This window comes from Malaciobacter marinus (genome assembly GCF_003544855.1).
Lineage (GTDB): Bacteria > Campylobacterota > Campylobacteria > Campylobacterales > Arcobacteraceae > Malaciobacter > Malaciobacter marinus.
Genome location: NZ_CP032101.1, coordinates 2,866,809 through 2,883,159 on the forward strand (window position 1 = coordinate 2,866,809; position 16,351 = coordinate 2,883,159).

Here is a 16,351-nt window from a genome sequence, read left to right on the forward strand (position 1 = left end):
TCTTAATAAGTTTTAGATAAAATAAACAGCATTTTTAAAAAAGGACAACAAATATGACCTCTACACTATTAATAGTTCAATTTGTATTAGCTATTATATTAACAATAACAATTTTACTTCAAAAAAGCTCTAGTATTGGACTTGGTGCTTATAGTGGAAGTAACGATTCACTATTTGGTGCAAAAGGACCTGGTAGTTTTTTATCAAAAGCCACAATGGCAATAGGATTAATTTTTGTTATTAATACCTTAGTTCTTGGGTATATGTACAATGAACAAAGAAATAAAAGTGCTATTGATAATGTAAAAATCAACACTTTAATTCCTAACAAACCAGAACAAAAAAATGAACAGTCAGCACCAGCTGCACCTACTGCACCTAGTGTTCCTGCAACTAAATAAAAATAAGAAGTAGAAGTATGAAATATCTACTACTTCTTATAATATCTTACTACTATTTAAGTGCTAACGCGCATGTATTCGTTTATCATAGATTTGGTGATAGTAAACATGCAAGTACAAATACAACACTTAAAGAACTAGAAAAAGAGTTTACGTATTTTAAAGACAATGGGTATGAAGTTGTAAAACTATCACAAATTATTGAAAAAGTTAAAAATAAAGAGGAAATACCAGATAACTGGGTAGCATTAACTATTGATGACTCTTATAAAAGTTTTTATAAAAATGGTTTGCCAATTTTCAAAAAATACAACTATCCATTTTCTTTATATGTATATGTTGAAGCAACTCAAAAAGGCTATGGAGATTTTATGACTTGGGATGAGTTAAAAGATGCTTCTAAATATGGAGAAATTGGTTTACACTCTTATTCTCACCCTCATCTTACTAAAATCTCAAAACAAAAAGTTTTTAATGATACAAAAAAATCTTTTGAAGTATTTGAAGAAAAATTAGGTTTTAAACCTAAATCATATGCATATCCTTATGGAGAGTATAATGAACAAATCAAAAATACATTAAAAGAGTTTAAATTTGATTATATATTAAATCAAAGCATAGGAACTATAAATAAAAATTCTGATGTTTATGATATAAACAGAATAGCTCTTGTAGGGAAAGTTAACTTAGAACAAAAATTAAGATATAAAACTTTAGAAGCTCAATGGCTAGAACCATTAAAATATCCTAAAGATGGTGTACTTAAAAGAGTTCATGCAAGAGTTGATTCAAAGATAAAAACTATAAAACTATATATTACAGGTTTTGGATGGCAAGATGTAAAAGTAAATAATGGCATAATTGATGTAAAATTAGATCTTAAGTTAAAAAACTCAAGAACAAGAGTTATATTAAGTCCTGATTACTTTACAGTTGCAAACAAGATTATAATTAAAGATTAATATTTAAAAGGAGAACAAAATGTTAGAAGAAATTTATACTGAAACAAAAGAGCATATGGAAAAGTCTATTGAAGCTTTAAGAAGAGACTACAAAAGTTTAAGAACGGGAAAAGTATCAACTTCAATATTAGATGGAATTAAAGTTAGTTATTATGGAACACCAACTGAATTAAACCAAGTTGCTTCTGTACTATCACCAGATGCAACAACAATAGTTATATCACCATGGGAAAAAAATCTTGTTCAAGATATTGAAAAAGCTATAAATGAAGCTAATATTGGAGTAAATCCAAATAATGATGGAGAAGCAGTTAAGTTGTATTTCCCTCCTATGACTGTTGAGCAAAGACATGAAGCTGCAAAACAAGCAAAAGGTATGACAGATAATGCAAAAGTTGCAATTAGAAATGTAAGAAAACATGCGAATGATAAAGTAAAAGTATTACATAAAGATAAAGAAATAACTGATGATGAAAATAAAAAAGCATTAGATGAAATTCAAAAAATTACTGATTCATATGTAACAAAAGCAGATGATACATTTAAAAATAAAGAACAAGAAATTTTAACGGTATAATTGAATGAATGTAGAACAAATATATAAAGACTCACAAGCATTGTTAGAAGGTCACTTTAAATTAAGTAGTGGTAACCACTCAAAATTTTATTTACAATCAGCAAAAGTTTTAGAAGATCCTAAAACTGCAAAGGTTTTAGCACAAGCTTTAGCAAAACAAATAAAAGATAGTAACATCAAAATTGATGCAGTATGTTCTCCAGCACTAGGTGGTCTTGTAGCAGGTTTTGCATTAGCAACTGCACTTGATGTAAGATTTATCTTTGCAGAACGTGTTGAAAAAGAGATGACTATTAGAAGAGGTTTTGAGGTACAAGAAGGTGAAAATTATATTATCTGTGAAGATATTATAACAACAGGTGGTTCAGCTCTTGAAGCCGCAAAACAAATAGAAAACAATGGTGGAAATGTTGTTGCGTATGCAGCTCTTGCAAATAGAGGTTTTTGTTCAAGACAAGGAAGTAATATTAAAGCAAAAGAAAACTGTAAATTACCACTTGATAAACCACTTTTTGCACTTGAAGATTTTACATTTGAGATATATTCTCCAGAAGAGTGTCCAATGTGTAAAGAAGGAAGTGTAGCATACAAGCCAGGAAGTAGAGGAAACTAAGTTTATGAGATGGAGAGATGTAAAACATAATAAAACTAATAAACAAGAGACAATTATCAAAGAAGATAATTCAAACCCTTGTGCATCTCTTTTTTCTAGATTTAAATCCTTTCTAACTGATTCATTTTTAATAACTACTCCTATTACTTACTTAGTAATATACTTAGTTTTAAACGGAGGAGAAGATTTTGCCCAAAATAGAGCTTATGGGTGGAGTCTGATTCTTGGTATTAGTGCAGTTATAATTTTATTTTTTTGGTATGTGAAACAACAAACACCAGGAATGAAAGCTTACTCTTTAAAAATTGTAACTTTAAAGTATCAGAAAATAACTTTTTTACAAGCAGCCTTAAGATATATTGCTACATTAGTTTCAATTATTTCTATTTTCTTAATGTTTTTACCTTTTTTACATAAACAAAAAAAGAGTTTTCAGGATTTGATATCAAGAACAATTATAATTGATGAATAATCTCAATGCTTTTTTTTAGTATATCTGCATTTTATTTTTTTTACTTTGCAGCAGTTGGTATTTATGTTATATTTTTACCAAAGGTATTACAAGATGTAGGATATGATGCTCTTGATATAGGTTTTATACTTGCACTTGCTCCTTTAATGAGATTTGCAACTCCTTTTTTATTCTTAAAACATATAAACTTAAATCAAACGGTTTTTAAAATTGCTTTATTTACATCAATATTCTGTGCAATACTTTTTTACTTTACACTAAATAATTTTTATGCATTTATGTTTAATAATGCAATTTTAGGAGCTTGTCTTAGCCTAATTTTACCTTATCTTGAAATCTTGGCAATAAAAGATTTAGGTAAAGATAAATATGGAAAATCAAGACTTTTTGGTTCAATTGGATTTATGTTAATTTCTTTAATATTGGCAAGATTTCTAACACAGCCAAAAATTGCATTGGATTTTTATCTATTTGTAATAAGTATGATGGTTATATTCTCTTTAATATTACTTCGTTTTGATGTTTCACATGAAACTCAAAATCAAGATACATATGAAAATTTTTCTTTTACCAAGCATTGGACATTTTGGGTATGCTTATTTTTAATGCAAATAAGTTTTGGTGGTTTTTATAATTTTTTCACTATTTATGAAACAGCACATGGAATCAGTCTAGAAATGACATCATATCTTTGGTCATTTGGTGTTATATGTGAGATTTTAATGCTTTATTTTCAAGGACCTTTGTTAAAAAGAAATCTTATAAAAATAATCAAATTTTGTTTACTACTAACAACTTTTAGATGGTTACTATTATATTTGTATCCTGATTCACTAATGATAACATTCTTATCGCAAAGCTTACATGCTTTTTCATTTGGACTATTTCATAGTGCTGTAATAATATACCTTTACTCTTTATACGAAAATAAAAAACTTGCACAACAATTCATGTATGGAGTTGCATATGGACTTGGAGGTTTTTTAGGTGCTTTAATAGCAGGTTGGTTATATGGAGCAAATCTATTTTTATATAGTGCTATATTTTCAGCACTTGCATTTTTAGTAATTATCAATAGAAAATAAAGATTACTCTATTTGCATAACTAATAGTTTAATATTCTTTTTCTCTTGTATTTCAACTAACTTTAAACCCTCAATATTTGAAGCTAAAAATTCAGCAATTGAACTTATGTTATTAGTTGCTAAATGCTTTAATAAAATACCCCTGTAATGTTTTGCCCAATGACTAACTACTTTATTATCTTTTAGAAATTTAAAAGTTAATACATTTGCTTTTTTAACTTTATAGAATTTTTCATAATGCCCTGCTCTTAAATCTATTATCTCTTCACCTAAATAATCATCAAGAGCTAAACTAAAGTTTTCTAAATAAAACTTTTCTACATTTATATTAGGTAGTTTTGCACCTTGCTTATATTTATAATCAGGTATCAAATCAGAAGCTTTAATTGGACCAAAAAGATTAGAAAATAAAACTACATTATCATCTATATAAGCTTTTTGCTTATTGTCTAAACTATCATAAGCTAATGCATCAAAAGCTACTCCATTATATCTTTGAATAGCTTTCATTGTGGGCTTATTTTTAAGTGATTGTTTATACCTTTTTACTTCTTCAATTTTTTTTAATCCAAACCATTTTGACAACTCTTGTAAATCTAAACTTTTTATATGATTTTCATAAAGTTCAAATATCTCTTCTCTTTTAGAAAATAATTCTTTTAAAAAAAAGTTTTCTTCACAATATGGTTTTGAATCTCCATTTGGGTTTTTAGTTTCAGCTGGGGCTAAAAGTATTTTCAATTAATTTCCCTTTTATAAAAATATTCCATCTACATAATACCATTTGCCATCTACTTTTAAGAACCTACTTTTTTCAGTAAAGGAAGCATCTAGATTATTTTGATATAAAGTAGCTTTAAAAGTGACAAAACTCTCTTCTTTACCATCAATACTTTCTAAAATTTCACAATTTTGAAAATCAGTATATGAACAAAAATTTAAAATATCGTTTTGCCATCTTTTTCTATTTTGAGTAAATTCAGGGTTGTTAAAATGAGTAGTATCAATAATATAGTCAATTTTACATAAAGCAAAAGCACTATATCGTGAACGCATTAGTTCCAATGCAGTTTTTGCAGGTTTACCATCATGAAGCTCTTTACAGCACTTCTTATATTTTTTATCACTTCCACATATGCATTTAGAATTTATCGATATTTTCAAAGGTATCCTTGTGAATTAATATAAACATTATTCTATCACAAGTTATTTAAATTATAAAAGTTATATAAAAGTAAAATCACTTTTATATAACTTGAATTTTATTTTGAGTTATATTCCTTGCTATTTTTTATTTTAAAAACAAGTTTATCTCCAAATCCTCTAATCTTTTTTAAGTCTTCAATTTTATTGATTTTATTTGATTTTCTATAATCAATAACTGCTTGTGCTTTTTTCTCACCAATTCCTTTAATAGCCATTAGTTCTTGCTTACTTGCAGTATTAAAATCAATATTTGCTAATAAAAAAGCAAATGATAACAATAAACCTAAAAATATTTTTTTCATAATTTCCCCTTTATAAAAATAATAAATTTTATTATATCATAATAATATAAAAAATTATCACTAAAGTTTTCTTTTATGTTTAATTTTATCTTTATCCTTATTTGGTTTTTTATAAAGTGTATTTGAAAATATTAACTCAAGTGTATAGTATGTAACTGGTATTGTCATAATGCTAATAAATATTATATATACTAAATCTATTTTTTATCCTTTTTAAATTTAAAGTATTGATTATACTTTATTATTTTATAATTTAGCCAAAATTATGTATTATATAAATATAAATTTTAAGGAGAGTGAATGGATGAAATGAAATTGCCACTAGAACTTTTATCAGCGGGACTTTCTATAATAATAGTTATAGCTATATTCATAAAAGTTTTTCAATACAAACAGAAGTTAGATGTTCTAAAAGAGATGGATAGAAGAAAAGATATGCTTAAGCTAACAAAAGAAGATAAAGAGTATATTGATTTAAATTTAAAAGAATACAGTGAAAAACTAGTTAAGGTTGAGGGATTAACTAGATTATTATTCCCTATATTTATAACAATTGGTGCTATACTATTTTTACTTTTTTCTTTTGAAGAGACTTTAATTCACTTAAATGTAATTATTGTTGCTTATATTTATCTTCAAATACATAGAATTCATACAAGAAACTATACTAAATTCTTAGAAGAATTAAGTAAATAATATTCATTATTTACCATAAAATAGTTTGTTTATTTTTACTTTTTAATATCTCATTTGCTTTACTAAAGTGCTTACATCCAAAAAAACCTCTGTATGCAGACAAGGGACTTGGATGTGGAGCAGTTAATATATAATGCTTTGAAGTATCAATTAATTTACTTTTTGAAATAGCAGGTGCTCCCCAAAGTAAAAATATAACATCTTTACAATTCTCATTTATATATTTAATAATATTATCTGTAAAAATCTCCCAGCCTAATTTATGATGTGATTTTGGTTTTGACTTTTCAACTGTTAAAATTGTATTTAAAAGTAATACTCCTTGTTTTGCCCAAGAAGTTAAATCTCCATCTTTACAAATTGAATCATTTTGTAAATCTTCTTTAATCTCTTTTAGTATATTTACCATTGAAGGAGGATTTTTAATATTACTTGGAGTTGAAAAAGCTAAACCTTGTGCTTGTTTTTCTCCATGATATGGGTCTTGTCCCAAAATTACTACTTTTAAATCATCAAAATTTGTTAGAGAAAAAGCTTTGAATATATTCTTTTTTTCTGGAAAAACTATTGTTGTTTTATACCTTTTATCTATTTGTTCTTCTAACTTTTTATAATAATCTTTACTCATTTCATCATCAATTATTTCTTTCCAAGAGTTCATTTTTCTCCTTAACAATAACTATTCATTCTTTATTAATAATAATTTAAATACTATATCATAATTAAAAAAAACGAAGGTTTAAAATGAAATCATTTTTTATAGCAATTGGAGTAATTTTATTAGCTATTTTTATAATAATTGCAACAAATGTTAACAATATTCCAAAACTAGATGAGAATGTAAAAGCATCTTGGTCTCAAGTACAAAATCAATATAAAAGAAGAGCTGATTTAATCCCAAACTTAGTATCAACAGTAAAAGCTTATGCAAGCCATGAAAAATCAACTTTACAAGAAGTTACAAAAGCAAGATCAAATGTGGGAAAACTTAATATTTCTGAAGATATGCTATCAAATCCACAACTATTTGAACAGTTTCAAAAAGTACAAAGTAGTCTAAGTTCAGCTCTTTCAAGATTAATGTTAGTAGTAGAAAAGTATCCTAATTTAAAAGCAAATAAAAACTTTTTAGCTCTTCAATCACAACTTGAGGGAACAGAAAATAGAATTTCTGTTGCAAGAAGAGATTATATACAAACAGTAAAAGAGTACAATACAGAACTTAGAACTTATCCAGGTAAGTTTGTTGCTGCAATTTTATATCCAGAAGCAAAGATAAAACAAACATTCACAGCAACACCAAATGAACAAGAAGTACCAAAAGTAGAATTTTAAATGAAGAACTTTATTTATTGTTTTATCTTAGCATTTTTTATTTTTACTAGTAATTTATTAGCACAAGCTAATTTTCCCTCTCTTACAGGAAGAGTAGTTGATAATGCAAAAATATTAACTACTTCACAAATAAAAAATTTAACTACTATATTAAAAAAGCATGAAGAGCAAACATCAAATCAAATAGTTATTTTAACTTTAAAAAATCTTGATGGTTATGAAATTGCAGATTATGGTTACCAACTTGCTAGATATTGGGAACTTGGTCAAAAAGATAAAAACAATGGTGTTTTACTACTTGTTTCTTTAGATGATAGAAAATTAAGAATTGAAGTTGGATATGGTCTGGAGGGCGTATTAACTGATAAAATTTCCCATGAAATAATAGAGTATACTATTAAACCAGAATTTAAAAAAGGTGAATATTATCAAGGAATTTCAAAAGGTGCAACAGCTATTATAAAAAGTATAAAAGGTGAATATAAAAAAAATAGTTTACCTCAAACTTATAAAGATGAATCTTTTATCTCACTTATGCCTTTTGAGTTTTTAGGATTTATTACTCTATTTATTTTTGTTTTCTTACCAAGAATAATAAGATTAATAGGGTTTTCTTTATTATTTGGTTTTTTAAGTGGTATTTTTGCACTACTTATAACAAGTAGTGGTATTGTATTTTTTATAGTTTTTCTAATTGTATCTATTACATTATTTATAAAATTTAAAAATGCTTCTTTTTCAAATAGCTCTTCTTATAGTAGCTTCAATAGTGGATCAAGTTTTAGCAGTTCTTCAAGTTTTAGTAGTTCTTCAAGTAGCTTTAGTGGCGGTGGAGGTAGTTTTGGTGGCGGTGGAGCCAGTGGGAGTTGGTAATGTATTTAAATGAAAATGAAAAGAAGTTAATTTCTCAAGAGATTGAGAATCTAGAAAAGAAAAGTTCAGTAGAATTAGTCGCAGTTATTACTAAAAACTCATCAATGTATAAATATGAAAAAGTATTAACAGCTTTAGCAATTACAACAATAGTTTCAATTATTGCACTGTTTTTTAGCATAAGCACTATTATCTTTTTTCAATTGCAACTTGTAGTTTTTACTCTTATTTATAGTCTATTTTATTATTTTGAAGATTTAATTTTATATTTTATTCCAAAAAAATATAAACATCAAAAAGCTTCATATAAAGCAAATAAAGAGTTTCAAAATCTTGGGATAAGAAACACAAAAACAAAACAAGGTATAATGTTTTTTGTATCAATAGATGAAAAATATGTTGAAATAATAACAGATAAACAAATAAAAGAAAAAATAGATAATAAGTATTGGGAAGATATTATAAATGATTTTATAAAAGATGTTAAAAACAATGAACTATCAAAAGGCTATCTAAAAGCAATTAATTCATGCTCTAAAACTCTAATAAATAAATTTCCAATTCAAGATAATGATATAAATGAACTTAGCAATGAGGTAAGAGAATTATGAAAAATAATAAAGCAATTATATTTGATTTAGATGGAACACTTATTGATTCTGTATTAGATATTGCATTATGTATGAACGAAGTGTTAAAAGAGTTAAATCTTAAAAGTTATGAAATAGAGGAATACAATTACTTTTTAGGTGGAGGGATTGATGTATTAGTAAATAATGTCTTAAAAAATCCATCAGAAGAGTTAAGACAAACAGTTAGCGAAAAATTTCAAGCAGTTTATGAAACTACTTTGCACTCTAATACAAAGGCTTATGAAGGAGTTTGTGAATTACTACAAGAGCTTCAAAATCAAAATTTCAACATAGGGGTTTTATCAAATAAACCTCATAAATTTACTCAAGGTTATGTTGAAAAAATATTTAAAGAATTCAATCTAAAAGAAGTTCATGGACAAAAAGGACATATTCCTAAAAAACCCGATCCAACTGCTGCTATAAATATAGCAAAAAGTTTTAACGTACCCTGCCAAGACACTTATTTTGTAGGAGATACAAAAGTAGATATGCAAACTGCAAACAATGCAAATATGATAAGTATTGGTGTACTTTGGGGATTTAGAGATGAGGAAGAACTAAGACAATATGGTGCTAAATATATTGTAAAAGAGCCTTTAGATATTTTAAGTATTATCAAATAAAACTATTTGATAATACTTAACAAAAAACTTTAAACTCTTTAAAAGGTTGCATATGCAATAGTTGCAAATGCAACATAAGGAGTTAAAAATGCATGATAAACTTGAAAACTCACTTGGCTTTAAAATAAGTCAAACAGCAAATAGACTAAATTATCAATTTGTTCAATTACTATCACAATATGAGATTGCTCCAGAACAAAGAGCAACACTTGAAATAATAAGCAAGGATAATGAAGTTAGTCAAACAAAAATTGCATCAATATTAGGAAAAAATAAAACTACAATTTGCAGATCATTAAACTCACTAGAAAAAAAAGGTTTAATAATAAGAGATTGTCAAATAAAAGATAAAAGAGTAAATATAATTAAACTTACACAAAAAGGCAAAGATGTACTTCAAGCAAGTCAAACCTGTGTATCTGAGTTTAGAAAAAGAATAAACTCTAATTTAGAAGAAAAAGAAATAAACAAATTATTTGAGCTTTTAAATAAAGTATCAAATACTATCAAGGAGGATTTTTGAGAAAATCAATAGGTCATATATATTTAATTATTTTATTAGCCGTTTTATCTTCAGTTGCACCTATTGCAATAGATACATACATACCATCAATACCAACAATAGCAACTGACTTTAACGTAAGTATAGAAAAAATAGAATTAACATTATCAATATTTTTAATAGGTTTTTCAATTGGTCAAGTTTTTGGAGGAACTTTTTCAGATAGAATAGGAAGAAGAAAATCTTCAATTATAGGCCTTATAGGATTTAGTTTTTTTAGTTTTTTAATAATTTTAAGTTCATCAGTATACGAATTATGGATATTTAGATTTTTTGAAGCATTTTTTGGCGGTTTTGTAGTTGTAAATGCAAATGCTGTTGTAAGAGACTTATTCCATGGTAAAGAAGCTGCTAAGATATTTTCATTAATTGGAACAGTAAGAAGTATTGCTCCCCTTGCAGCTCCTGCAATTGGCTCATTTATCATACATTTTTATTCATGGAAAGCAGTATTTGTATTTTTATGTGTATACTCTCTTTTAGTTGCTTTATGGGTTTATAAAGATTTAAATGAAACTTTTACTTATACTAATCAAAAAGTAATCGAATCATACAAAGCTGTTCTAAAAAATAAAATGGCAATGAAAGCTATGCTTACTTTAGCAATTTGTTTTTCAGGTTTTTTTATTTTAGTTGCAAAATCTTCATTTATATATATTGAATACTTTAATATCTCAACTGATTATTTTCCATTTTTCTTTGGAATTAACTTTTTGGTATTAATGGCAATGATTAGAGTAAATGTTATGCTGTTAAAAAACTTTACACAATTAGATTTGATTAAATATACAATAATTATTCAAATAGTCGCTGGAATATTATTGATGATTTTTGCCCAAGGAATATCAATTGTTACTACAGTTATCTTAATTGCTATATACATGAGTATGATGGCATTTATTTTTGGTAATTCAACAGCCCTTGCAATGGAGCATTTTTCCAAAAATGCAGGAGTTGCATCATCTGTTATTGGAGTATTGCAGTTTGGATTAGGAGCATTGATTTCTTCAATTGCTTTGATGTTTCACACTCAAACATTAATGCCAATTGGAGCTAGTATCGCAACTATTTCATTAGTTGCTTATTTAATTATTAGTACATATAAAGTTAAGTAAAGAGTTTATTCTCTTTACTTAAAACTTATTCTACTCCTATTTGAAAAAACTTCTCATCTACTTTTTCATATTTAGCAATAGAGCAAGTAATTTTTAATGCATTATTATAATCTTTGAATTCTTGTATAAAAAAGTCTTGTAATTTTTTCGCATCTGCACTTCTAAATATAAAGTAGCCAAGAATATTAGTTCCTCTAGAACCTGCTTTTTCAATACCAAAACTATCAAACTTCCAGTCAATACCTTTTGCAAAGAAGAATACCTCTTCAATTCTTCTAATAAGCTCTTCTCTTACGCTACTATTATACTCTTTTAAGTGTACATAAAAAGCTACATTTGTATTAAATTGTTGTTGTACTAATTTTTTTTCACTTTTGGTTATAGGTTCACTTGAAATTTCAAAGTTCTCTTTTTCTATATTCATTATTTCTCCCTTAAGCTACAAGTAATCTTATAATTATATACAAGAAATATAATTAAAAGCTTTATATATTAATAGTAAAATTAACTTTTACAAATTAATTTTCATTATCTATATAACTTCTACAATCAATACAATATCTTGCATGGGGCTTAACTCTTAATCTTTTTATTGTAATCTCACTATCACACATATCACAAAGACCTGTATACTCGCCTTTTTCTATTTTCTTCAATGATTTGTTAATTAATTCTAACTCTTTTAGTTGTTGTTGTTTTATATGAATATCTGTTGAGTAATCTCTACTAGCTGCTGCAAAGTCTGCATCATCATTTAAATCCATAGTATTTAATGTCTCATGTTCTGTATCCATAGTTCTTAATGTTTTTTCTATTTTTTCTTTATTTTGAACTAATAAAACTTTTATCTCTTCAACTTGTTTTTGATTTAAAACTCTTCCTGCCATAACACATCCTAAAAATTTTCGCGAATTATACTTAAATGCAACTGTGTTGCAGATAAATTTAAGGATATTTTTAGTTAAAATTTATTTTTAAACACTAATAATATAATTTAAACTTATATTATTACTCTATTATAATAAAGTTATTTTTATAATTATAATCTAACTGTAAGTTATTATTGGGAACTATTTTCAATATAATAAACTGTTTGTTTAACCTCATCATCCATTTTCTTATAATCAAAATTTGGTTCTTGTTTAGCCATTTGTTTGTATAAACTCTTCCACCATATTGTTTAGATTGTTTAATTACATCAAAAACTCTATAAGTTTTATCGTTTCCAACAAATGCTTGATATGCAATATTTCCATAATTTGAAGCAGGATTATAATCAATTAAATAGCTTTCAAAAAATGCTGCAACAATCCTAAAATCTATTCCCAGATTTTTAATAAGATAACTAGCTACAAGCTATCTGTTTCTATTACTTAACCAAGCTGTTGATTTTAACTCCACGATACTTGCATCTATTATATCAATACAAGTATTTGCATTAATAAAATTATTTATTAAACTTTTAGTTGTTTTAAAATTATAATCTTTATCTTGCAAAGCTTTTTTTAAAAATAGTGCATTTTTTGAATAATACATAACTAAATGAAAAAAATCTCTCCACAATAATTCAAAATATATCCAATATGAAGATTCACTTTCAAAACTTCTTTGTTCTTCTTGCTTTAATTCATGATAAATAGTTCTTGCACTAATTGCTACTTTCATAACAATAATATATTTAAGAGTTTAGTTTTTTAATATAGTTTTTTTGTAAGATAAAATACTAAAGTTTTACAAGTGATTTTCCAGCTAAGTATCCACTAGCCCAAGCAAAATGAAGGTTATAACCTCCTCTATTTCCAACTATATCTAAAACTTCTCCTGCAAAATATAGATTTTTACAAAGCTTACTCTCATATGTTTTATTATCAATCTCATCAGTTCTTACTCCTCCACCACTTGCTTCTGCATGTTTAAAACCTTGAGTATCTTCTATTTTAAATCTTAAGTTCGTTAAACTATTAACTATTGCTCTTATTTGTTTTGCATTTATATCTTTAGCTTTTAACTCTTTATCAATATTATTTAGTTCAAGTAATACTAATGCTAATTTTCTTGATACAATACCACTTAAAGCTATATATGCATCACTATGTTTTAATGTTTTAAATAGATTTTCTAAAGTTCCTAATAACTCATTTTTTGTAAGATTTGGAAAAAAATTAATAGAAATAGCAACATCTTGATATAAACTCAAAGCATAGACTGCATATTGAGATATATCTAAAATAGCAAATCCTGATACTCCATATTTAGTAAAAAGAACATCTCCTGTAATCTCTTTTTCTTTTTGTTTATCTATATATAAAGATACAGTTGATTCTTTTTTTACTCCTTGTAGTTTACTTTTAAATTCAAAATTAGTATGCAAACCAACTAGTGATGGATATGTAGGATTAAAACTATGTTTAAAATTTGTAGCAATTGATATACCATCTTCTGTTGAGTTTAGCTGTGGTGCTGCTTGTAAACCACTACTTATAAGAACTTTATCATAGTTATTAAACTCTTTATTAAGTGATTGTAAAATAAACTTTTCATTGTTCTTTTTAATATCTACTATTTTTGTTTCTAATATTTGATTTATTCCTAAATTTATTAGTTCATTTTCAAGTAAGTTAACAACAGATTTAGCTTCATTTGATAAAGGATAAACTTTACAACTACTTTTTATGTCTAAAATCAAACCTATACTTTTACAAAAATTTTCAAAGGCTTTAAAGTCAAACTCTTTTAATGCTTGATTTATAAAACTTGGATTCTCTCCTATATAATTATCTTGTGTAATAGAAGTATTTGAAATATTACATCTTCCATTTCCAGAAGCAAGTATTTTTTTTCCAATTCCTTTATTTATATCAAATATATCAATATCTATTTTTCTATTTAATCTTTTTGCAGTAATTGCAGCTATAACTCCAGCTGCACCACCACCAATAATTGCTATTTTCAAATCAATCCTTGTAATAAATTGCTAGCCAAATCGTTGGCTTTTCTTCGCAAGTATATTTTACCCTATGTTTTTTATAAGACTTTATATTTATAAAATCACCTTTATTTAACTCTATTTGTTCATCTTCAAACTCTATTATTGCATATCCATCTAAAAGTAATACAAACTCATTTTCTTCTTGTTCGTACCAAAAATCTTTAGCACTTGTTTGTCCATTTGATACAATTTTTTCAATTTTTATATTTTTATTTTCAAATAAAGAGATAAACTGTTCTGCTTTTTTATCAATTTTTATATTTTCAAATAAATTTTCTATTTGCATTTTTATCCTTTATTGTTATAAGATTATAACAAATTAAACTAAATTTTCCACATATTTAATCCATACTAATTTAATCAACTTTATTATTTTGACTTTTTTTAAAAATTTATTACATACTATTTTTCATATCATATTCATCTTTATTTATTTTATGTTACTCTTTTAAACATACTATTTTTTGGCATCTAGAATAAGTTTATAAAAGTTCATTAAATAAACCTGACTAAAATAATTGGCAATATTTACAAGGCTCTAAGAGAAGCTTTTAGCTTAAACCCAATTATTTAACTTGACATTAGAAATAAAATAGTATAGAATTTCAACATAAAAATCAAAAAGGGAAGAAAATGCAAAAAGAGACAATTGCACTACATGCTGGATATGATAAAAAAGAAGGCTATGGATCAATGAGTGTTCCAATAGCTCAAACAACAGCATATGCTTTTAGAGATTCAGAACATGCTGCAAACTTATTTGCACTAAAAGAGTTAGGTCCTATTTATGGAAGACTAACAAATCCAACATCGGATGTTTTAGAACAAAGATTTGCAGCTTTAGAAGGTGGTGCTGCTGCTATTAGTACAGCAAGCGGTCAAGCAGCTATTTTTTATGCCATTGTAAATGTCGCAGAAGCTGGAGATAATATTATCATTTCTGATAAACTTTATGGTGGAGCTGTTACTTTACTTGCTCATACACTTAAAAGATTTGGAATTGAAGCAAGAGTATTTAAAAGTAAAGATGCTAGTAATTTAGAAGAGCAAATAGATGAAAAAACAAAAGCTATATTCTTTGAATCACTATCAAATCCACAAATTGCAATAACTGATATTGAAAAAGTTGTAGAGATTGCAAAAAGAAATGGAGTTTTAACAGTTTGTGATAATACTGTTGCTACACCTGCACTATTTAATCCAATTGAATGGGGAGTTGATGTAGTTGTTCACTCAACTTCAAAATATGTAAATGGTCAAGGTACAGCAATTGGTGGAATGGTTGTTGAAAGAGATGGACTTGCAGAATTTTTTAAACAAAATGACAAAAGATACTATCACTTTACAACACCTGATGAGAGTTATCATGGATTAGTTTATACAGATGTTCCATTACCAAACTTTTGTTTAAGAATTAGACTTGCATTATTAAGAGATATTGGAGCAACACAATCTCCTCATAACTCTTGGCTTTTAATTCAAACATTAGAGACTTTAGCTTTAAGAGTTGATAAACACTCTGATAATGCACTTGAAGTTGCAAAATATTTAGAGTCTAATCCAAAAGTTAAAGCAGTGAACTATCCAGGTTTAGAATCAAACGAGCATCATGAAAAAGCTCAAAAATATTTTAAAGGTGGAAAAGCATCTGGACTTATATCTTTTGAAGCAGAAAGTTTTGAAGAAGCAAGAAAGATTATTGATAGTACAAAACTATTTAGTGTTGTAGTAAATATAGGTGATAGCAAATCACTTATCACACACCCAGCAAGTACAACTCACTCACAAATGAATGAGAAAGAGTTAATAGAAGCAGGAATTAATCCAGCAACAGTTAGATTAAGCATAGGTTTAGAAGATACAACTGATTTAATCGCTGATTTAGATCAGGCGATAAATAAGTAG

The 16,351-nt window shown here is 26.4% G+C and carries 22 protein-coding genes and 1 pseudogene; 14 read left to right on the forward strand and 9 right to left on the reverse strand.

Features of this window, described 5'->3' with window-relative positions; all coding sequences use genetic code 11:
* The first annotated feature begins 53 nt into the window (after positions 1 to 53).
* From secG to AMRN_RS13825, 6 genes are read left to right on the forward strand one after another with little or no spacing between them, the layout of a single operon-like run.
* Positions 54 to 401, forward strand: coding sequence for a preprotein translocase subunit SecG (secG, locus tag AMRN_RS13800; protein ID WP_079580364.1), 348 nt, complete (start codon positions 54 to 56; stop codon positions 399 to 401).
* 17 nt (positions 402 to 418) lie between these two features.
* The gene (locus AMRN_RS13805) at positions 419 to 1,363 is read left to right on the forward strand and encodes a polysaccharide deacetylase family protein (protein WP_099309944.1); all 945 of its coding nucleotides are present in this window, start codon (positions 419 to 421) and stop codon (positions 1,361 to 1,363) included.
* 19 nt (positions 1,364 to 1,382) lie between these two features.
* Entirely contained in the window at positions 1,383 to 1,940 is a 558-nt protein-coding gene (gene frr / locus AMRN_RS13810) for a ribosome recycling factor (protein ID WP_099309943.1), read from the forward strand.
* Positions 1,941 to 1,944: 4 nt separating this feature from the next.
* Entirely contained in the window at positions 1,945 to 2,553 is a 609-nt protein-coding gene (gene pyrE / locus AMRN_RS13815) for an orotate phosphoribosyltransferase (protein WP_099309942.1), read from the forward strand.
* A gap of 4 nt (positions 2,554 to 2,557) precedes the next feature.
* Positions 2,558 to 3,025 carry an RDD family protein gene (locus AMRN_RS13820; RefSeq protein WP_079580360.1) on the forward strand — a complete coding sequence of 156 codons (468 nt, stop codon included), beginning with the start codon at positions 2,558 to 2,560 and terminating at the stop codon, positions 3,023 to 3,025.
* 5 nt (positions 3,026 to 3,030) lie between these two features.
* Entirely contained in the window at positions 3,031 to 4,110 is a 1,080-nt protein-coding gene (locus AMRN_RS13825) for an MFS transporter (RefSeq protein ID WP_099309941.1), read from the forward strand.
* Between the two features lie 3 nt (positions 4,111 to 4,113).
* Here AMRN_RS13825 and AMRN_RS13830 read toward each other — a convergent pair whose 3' ends face one another.
* From AMRN_RS13830 to AMRN_RS13840, 3 genes are all read right to left on the reverse strand, one after another.
* Positions 4,114 to 4,851, reverse strand: coding sequence for a YaaA family protein (locus AMRN_RS13830; protein WP_099309940.1), 738 nt, complete (start codon positions 4,849 to 4,851; stop codon positions 4,114 to 4,116).
* Between the two features lie 12 nt (positions 4,852 to 4,863).
* Complete coding sequence (locus AMRN_RS13835; RefSeq protein ID WP_079578229.1) at positions 4,864 to 5,274, reverse strand: YchJ family protein; 411 nt, start codon at positions 5,272 to 5,274, stop codon at positions 4,864 to 4,866.
* A 98-nt stretch (positions 5,275 to 5,372) separates the two neighbouring features.
* Positions 5,373 to 5,618, reverse strand: a complete 246-nt coding sequence (locus AMRN_RS13840; RefSeq protein ID WP_099309939.1) for a ComEA family DNA-binding protein — start codon at positions 5,616 to 5,618, stop codon at positions 5,373 to 5,375.
* Between the two features lie 300 nt (positions 5,619 to 5,918).
* On the opposite strand from AMRN_RS13840, the gene AMRN_RS13845 reads away from it, so the two are divergent.
* A complete protein-coding gene (locus AMRN_RS13845) occupies positions 5,919 to 6,314 on the forward strand; it encodes a hypothetical protein (protein WP_099309938.1) in 396 nt (131 codons plus the stop codon).
* Between the two features lie 10 nt (positions 6,315 to 6,324).
* Here the strand turns inward: AMRN_RS13845 and ung are convergent, their stop codons facing one another.
* Complete coding sequence (ung, locus tag AMRN_RS13850; protein ID WP_099309937.1) at positions 6,325 to 6,975, reverse strand: uracil-DNA glycosylase; 651 nt, start codon at positions 6,973 to 6,975, stop codon at positions 6,325 to 6,327.
* 83 nt (positions 6,976 to 7,058) lie between these two features.
* Here ung and AMRN_RS13855 point away from each other — a divergent pair, with 83 nt between their 5' ends.
* The 6 genes from AMRN_RS13855 to AMRN_RS13880 all read left to right on the forward strand — a co-directional run bounded on the left by AMRN_RS13855 (position 7,059) and on the right by AMRN_RS13880 (position 11,457).
* Entirely contained in the window at positions 7,059 to 7,649 is a 591-nt protein-coding gene (locus tag AMRN_RS13855) for a LemA family protein (RefSeq protein ID WP_099309936.1), read from the forward strand.
* A complete protein-coding gene (locus AMRN_RS13860) occupies positions 7,650 to 8,522 on the forward strand; it encodes a TPM domain-containing protein (RefSeq protein WP_099309935.1) in 873 nt (290 codons plus the stop codon). It begins immediately after the preceding gene.
* Positions 8,522 to 9,133 carry a TPM domain-containing protein gene (locus AMRN_RS13865; RefSeq protein ID WP_099309934.1) on the forward strand — a complete coding sequence of 204 codons (612 nt, stop codon included), beginning with the start codon at positions 8,522 to 8,524 and terminating at the stop codon, positions 9,131 to 9,133. Before AMRN_RS13860 ends, AMRN_RS13865 begins: the two co-directional genes overlap by 1 nt.
* Positions 9,130 to 9,780, forward strand: coding sequence for an HAD family hydrolase (locus AMRN_RS13870; protein ID WP_099309933.1), 651 nt, complete (start codon positions 9,130 to 9,132; stop codon positions 9,778 to 9,780). Before AMRN_RS13865 ends, AMRN_RS13870 begins: the two co-directional genes overlap by 4 nt.
* Before the next feature lie 88 nt (positions 9,781 to 9,868).
* Positions 9,869 to 10,303, forward strand: coding sequence for a MarR family winged helix-turn-helix transcriptional regulator (locus tag AMRN_RS13875; protein WP_165375150.1), 435 nt, complete (start codon positions 9,869 to 9,871; stop codon positions 10,301 to 10,303).
* Entirely contained in the window at positions 10,300 to 11,457 is a 1,158-nt protein-coding gene (locus AMRN_RS13880) for a multidrug effflux MFS transporter (protein ID WP_099309931.1), read from the forward strand. Before AMRN_RS13875 ends, AMRN_RS13880 begins: the two co-directional genes overlap by 4 nt.
* Before the next feature lie 25 nt (positions 11,458 to 11,482).
* On the opposite strand, the gene AMRN_RS13885 is transcribed toward AMRN_RS13880, so the two are convergent.
* The 5 genes and pseudogenes from AMRN_RS13885 to AMRN_RS13910 all read right to left on the reverse strand — a co-directional run bounded on the left by AMRN_RS13885 (position 11,483) and on the right by AMRN_RS13910 (position 14,732).
* Positions 11,483 to 11,881: a hypothetical protein gene (locus AMRN_RS13885; protein WP_099309930.1), complete on the reverse strand. Its 399-nt coding sequence runs from the start codon at positions 11,879 to 11,881 to the stop codon at positions 11,483 to 11,485.
* Between the two features lie 94 nt (positions 11,882 to 11,975).
* Positions 11,976 to 12,344, reverse strand: coding sequence for an RNA polymerase-binding protein DksA (dksA, locus tag AMRN_RS13890; protein ID WP_099309929.1), 369 nt, complete (start codon positions 12,342 to 12,344; stop codon positions 11,976 to 11,978).
* Positions 12,345 to 12,654: 310 nt separating this feature from the next.
* A pseudogene (locus AMRN_RS13900) lies at positions 12,655 to 13,122 on the reverse strand (FAD-binding domain-containing protein); the annotation flags it as partial.
* A 58-nt stretch (positions 13,123 to 13,180) separates the two neighbouring features.
* Positions 13,181 to 14,410, reverse strand: a complete 1,230-nt coding sequence (locus AMRN_RS13905; protein ID WP_099309927.1) for a BaiN/RdsA family NAD(P)/FAD-dependent oxidoreductase — start codon at positions 14,408 to 14,410, stop codon at positions 13,181 to 13,183.
* A gap of 1 nt (position 14,411) precedes the next feature.
* Positions 14,412 to 14,732, reverse strand: coding sequence for a cupin domain-containing protein (locus AMRN_RS13910; protein WP_099309926.1), 321 nt, complete (start codon positions 14,730 to 14,732; stop codon positions 14,412 to 14,414).
* 347 nt (positions 14,733 to 15,079) lie between these two features.
* Between AMRN_RS13910 and AMRN_RS13915 the strand changes: the two genes are divergently transcribed.
* Positions 15,080 to 16,351, forward strand: coding sequence for an O-acetylhomoserine aminocarboxypropyltransferase/cysteine synthase family protein (locus tag AMRN_RS13915; RefSeq protein ID WP_099309925.1), 1,272 nt, complete (start codon positions 15,080 to 15,082; stop codon positions 16,349 to 16,351).

Coding starts and splice junctions, on each gene's coding strand:
- AMRN_RS13915 (WP_099309925.1), top strand. CDS start 15,080: ATGCAAAAAGAGACAATTGCACTACATGCTGGATATGATAAAAAAGAA.
- AMRN_RS13805 (WP_099309944.1), top strand. CDS start 419: ATGAAATATCTACTACTTCTTATAATATCTTACTACTATTTAAGTGCT.
- AMRN_RS13875 (WP_165375150.1), top strand. CDS start 9,869: ATGCATGATAAACTTGAAAACTCACTTGGCTTTAAAATAAGTCAAACA.
- AMRN_RS13820 (WP_079580360.1), top strand. CDS start 2,558: ATGAGATGGAGAGATGTAAAACATAATAAAACTAATAAACAAGAGACA.
- AMRN_RS13860 (WP_099309935.1), top strand. CDS start 7,650: ATGAAGAACTTTATTTATTGTTTTATCTTAGCATTTTTTATTTTTACT.
- pyrE (WP_099309942.1), top strand. CDS start 1,945: ATGAATGTAGAACAAATATATAAAGACTCACAAGCATTGTTAGAAGGT.
- secG (WP_079580364.1), top strand. CDS start 54: ATGACCTCTACACTATTAATAGTTCAATTTGTATTAGCTATTATATTA.
- ung (WP_099309937.1), bottom strand. CDS start 6,975: ATGAACTCTTGGAAAGAAATAATTGATGATGAAATGAGTAAAGATTAT.
- AMRN_RS13855 (WP_099309936.1), top strand. CDS start 7,059: ATGAAATCATTTTTTATAGCAATTGGAGTAATTTTATTAGCTATTTTT.
- AMRN_RS13840 (WP_099309939.1), bottom strand. CDS start 5,618: ATGAAAAAAATATTTTTAGGTTTATTGTTATCATTTGCTTTTTTATTA.
- dksA (WP_099309929.1), bottom strand. CDS start 12,344: ATGGCAGGAAGAGTTTTAAATCAAAAACAAGTTGAAGAGATAAAAGTT.
- AMRN_RS13825 (WP_099309941.1), top strand. CDS start 3,031: ATGCTTTTTTTTAGTATATCTGCATTTTATTTTTTTTACTTTGCAGCA.
- frr (WP_099309943.1), top strand. CDS start 1,383: ATGTTAGAAGAAATTTATACTGAAACAAAAGAGCATATGGAAAAGTCT.
- AMRN_RS13910 (WP_099309926.1), bottom strand. CDS start 14,732: ATGCAAATAGAAAATTTATTTGAAAATATAAAAATTGATAAAAAAGCA.
- AMRN_RS13865 (WP_099309934.1), top strand. CDS start 8,522: ATGTATTTAAATGAAAATGAAAAGAAGTTAATTTCTCAAGAGATTGAG.
- AMRN_RS13885 (WP_099309930.1), bottom strand. CDS start 11,881: ATGAATATAGAAAAAGAGAACTTTGAAATTTCAAGTGAACCTATAACC.
- AMRN_RS13845 (WP_099309938.1), top strand. CDS start 5,919: ATGGATGAAATGAAATTGCCACTAGAACTTTTATCAGCGGGACTTTCT.
- AMRN_RS13870 (WP_099309933.1), top strand. CDS start 9,130: ATGAAAAATAATAAAGCAATTATATTTGATTTAGATGGAACACTTATT.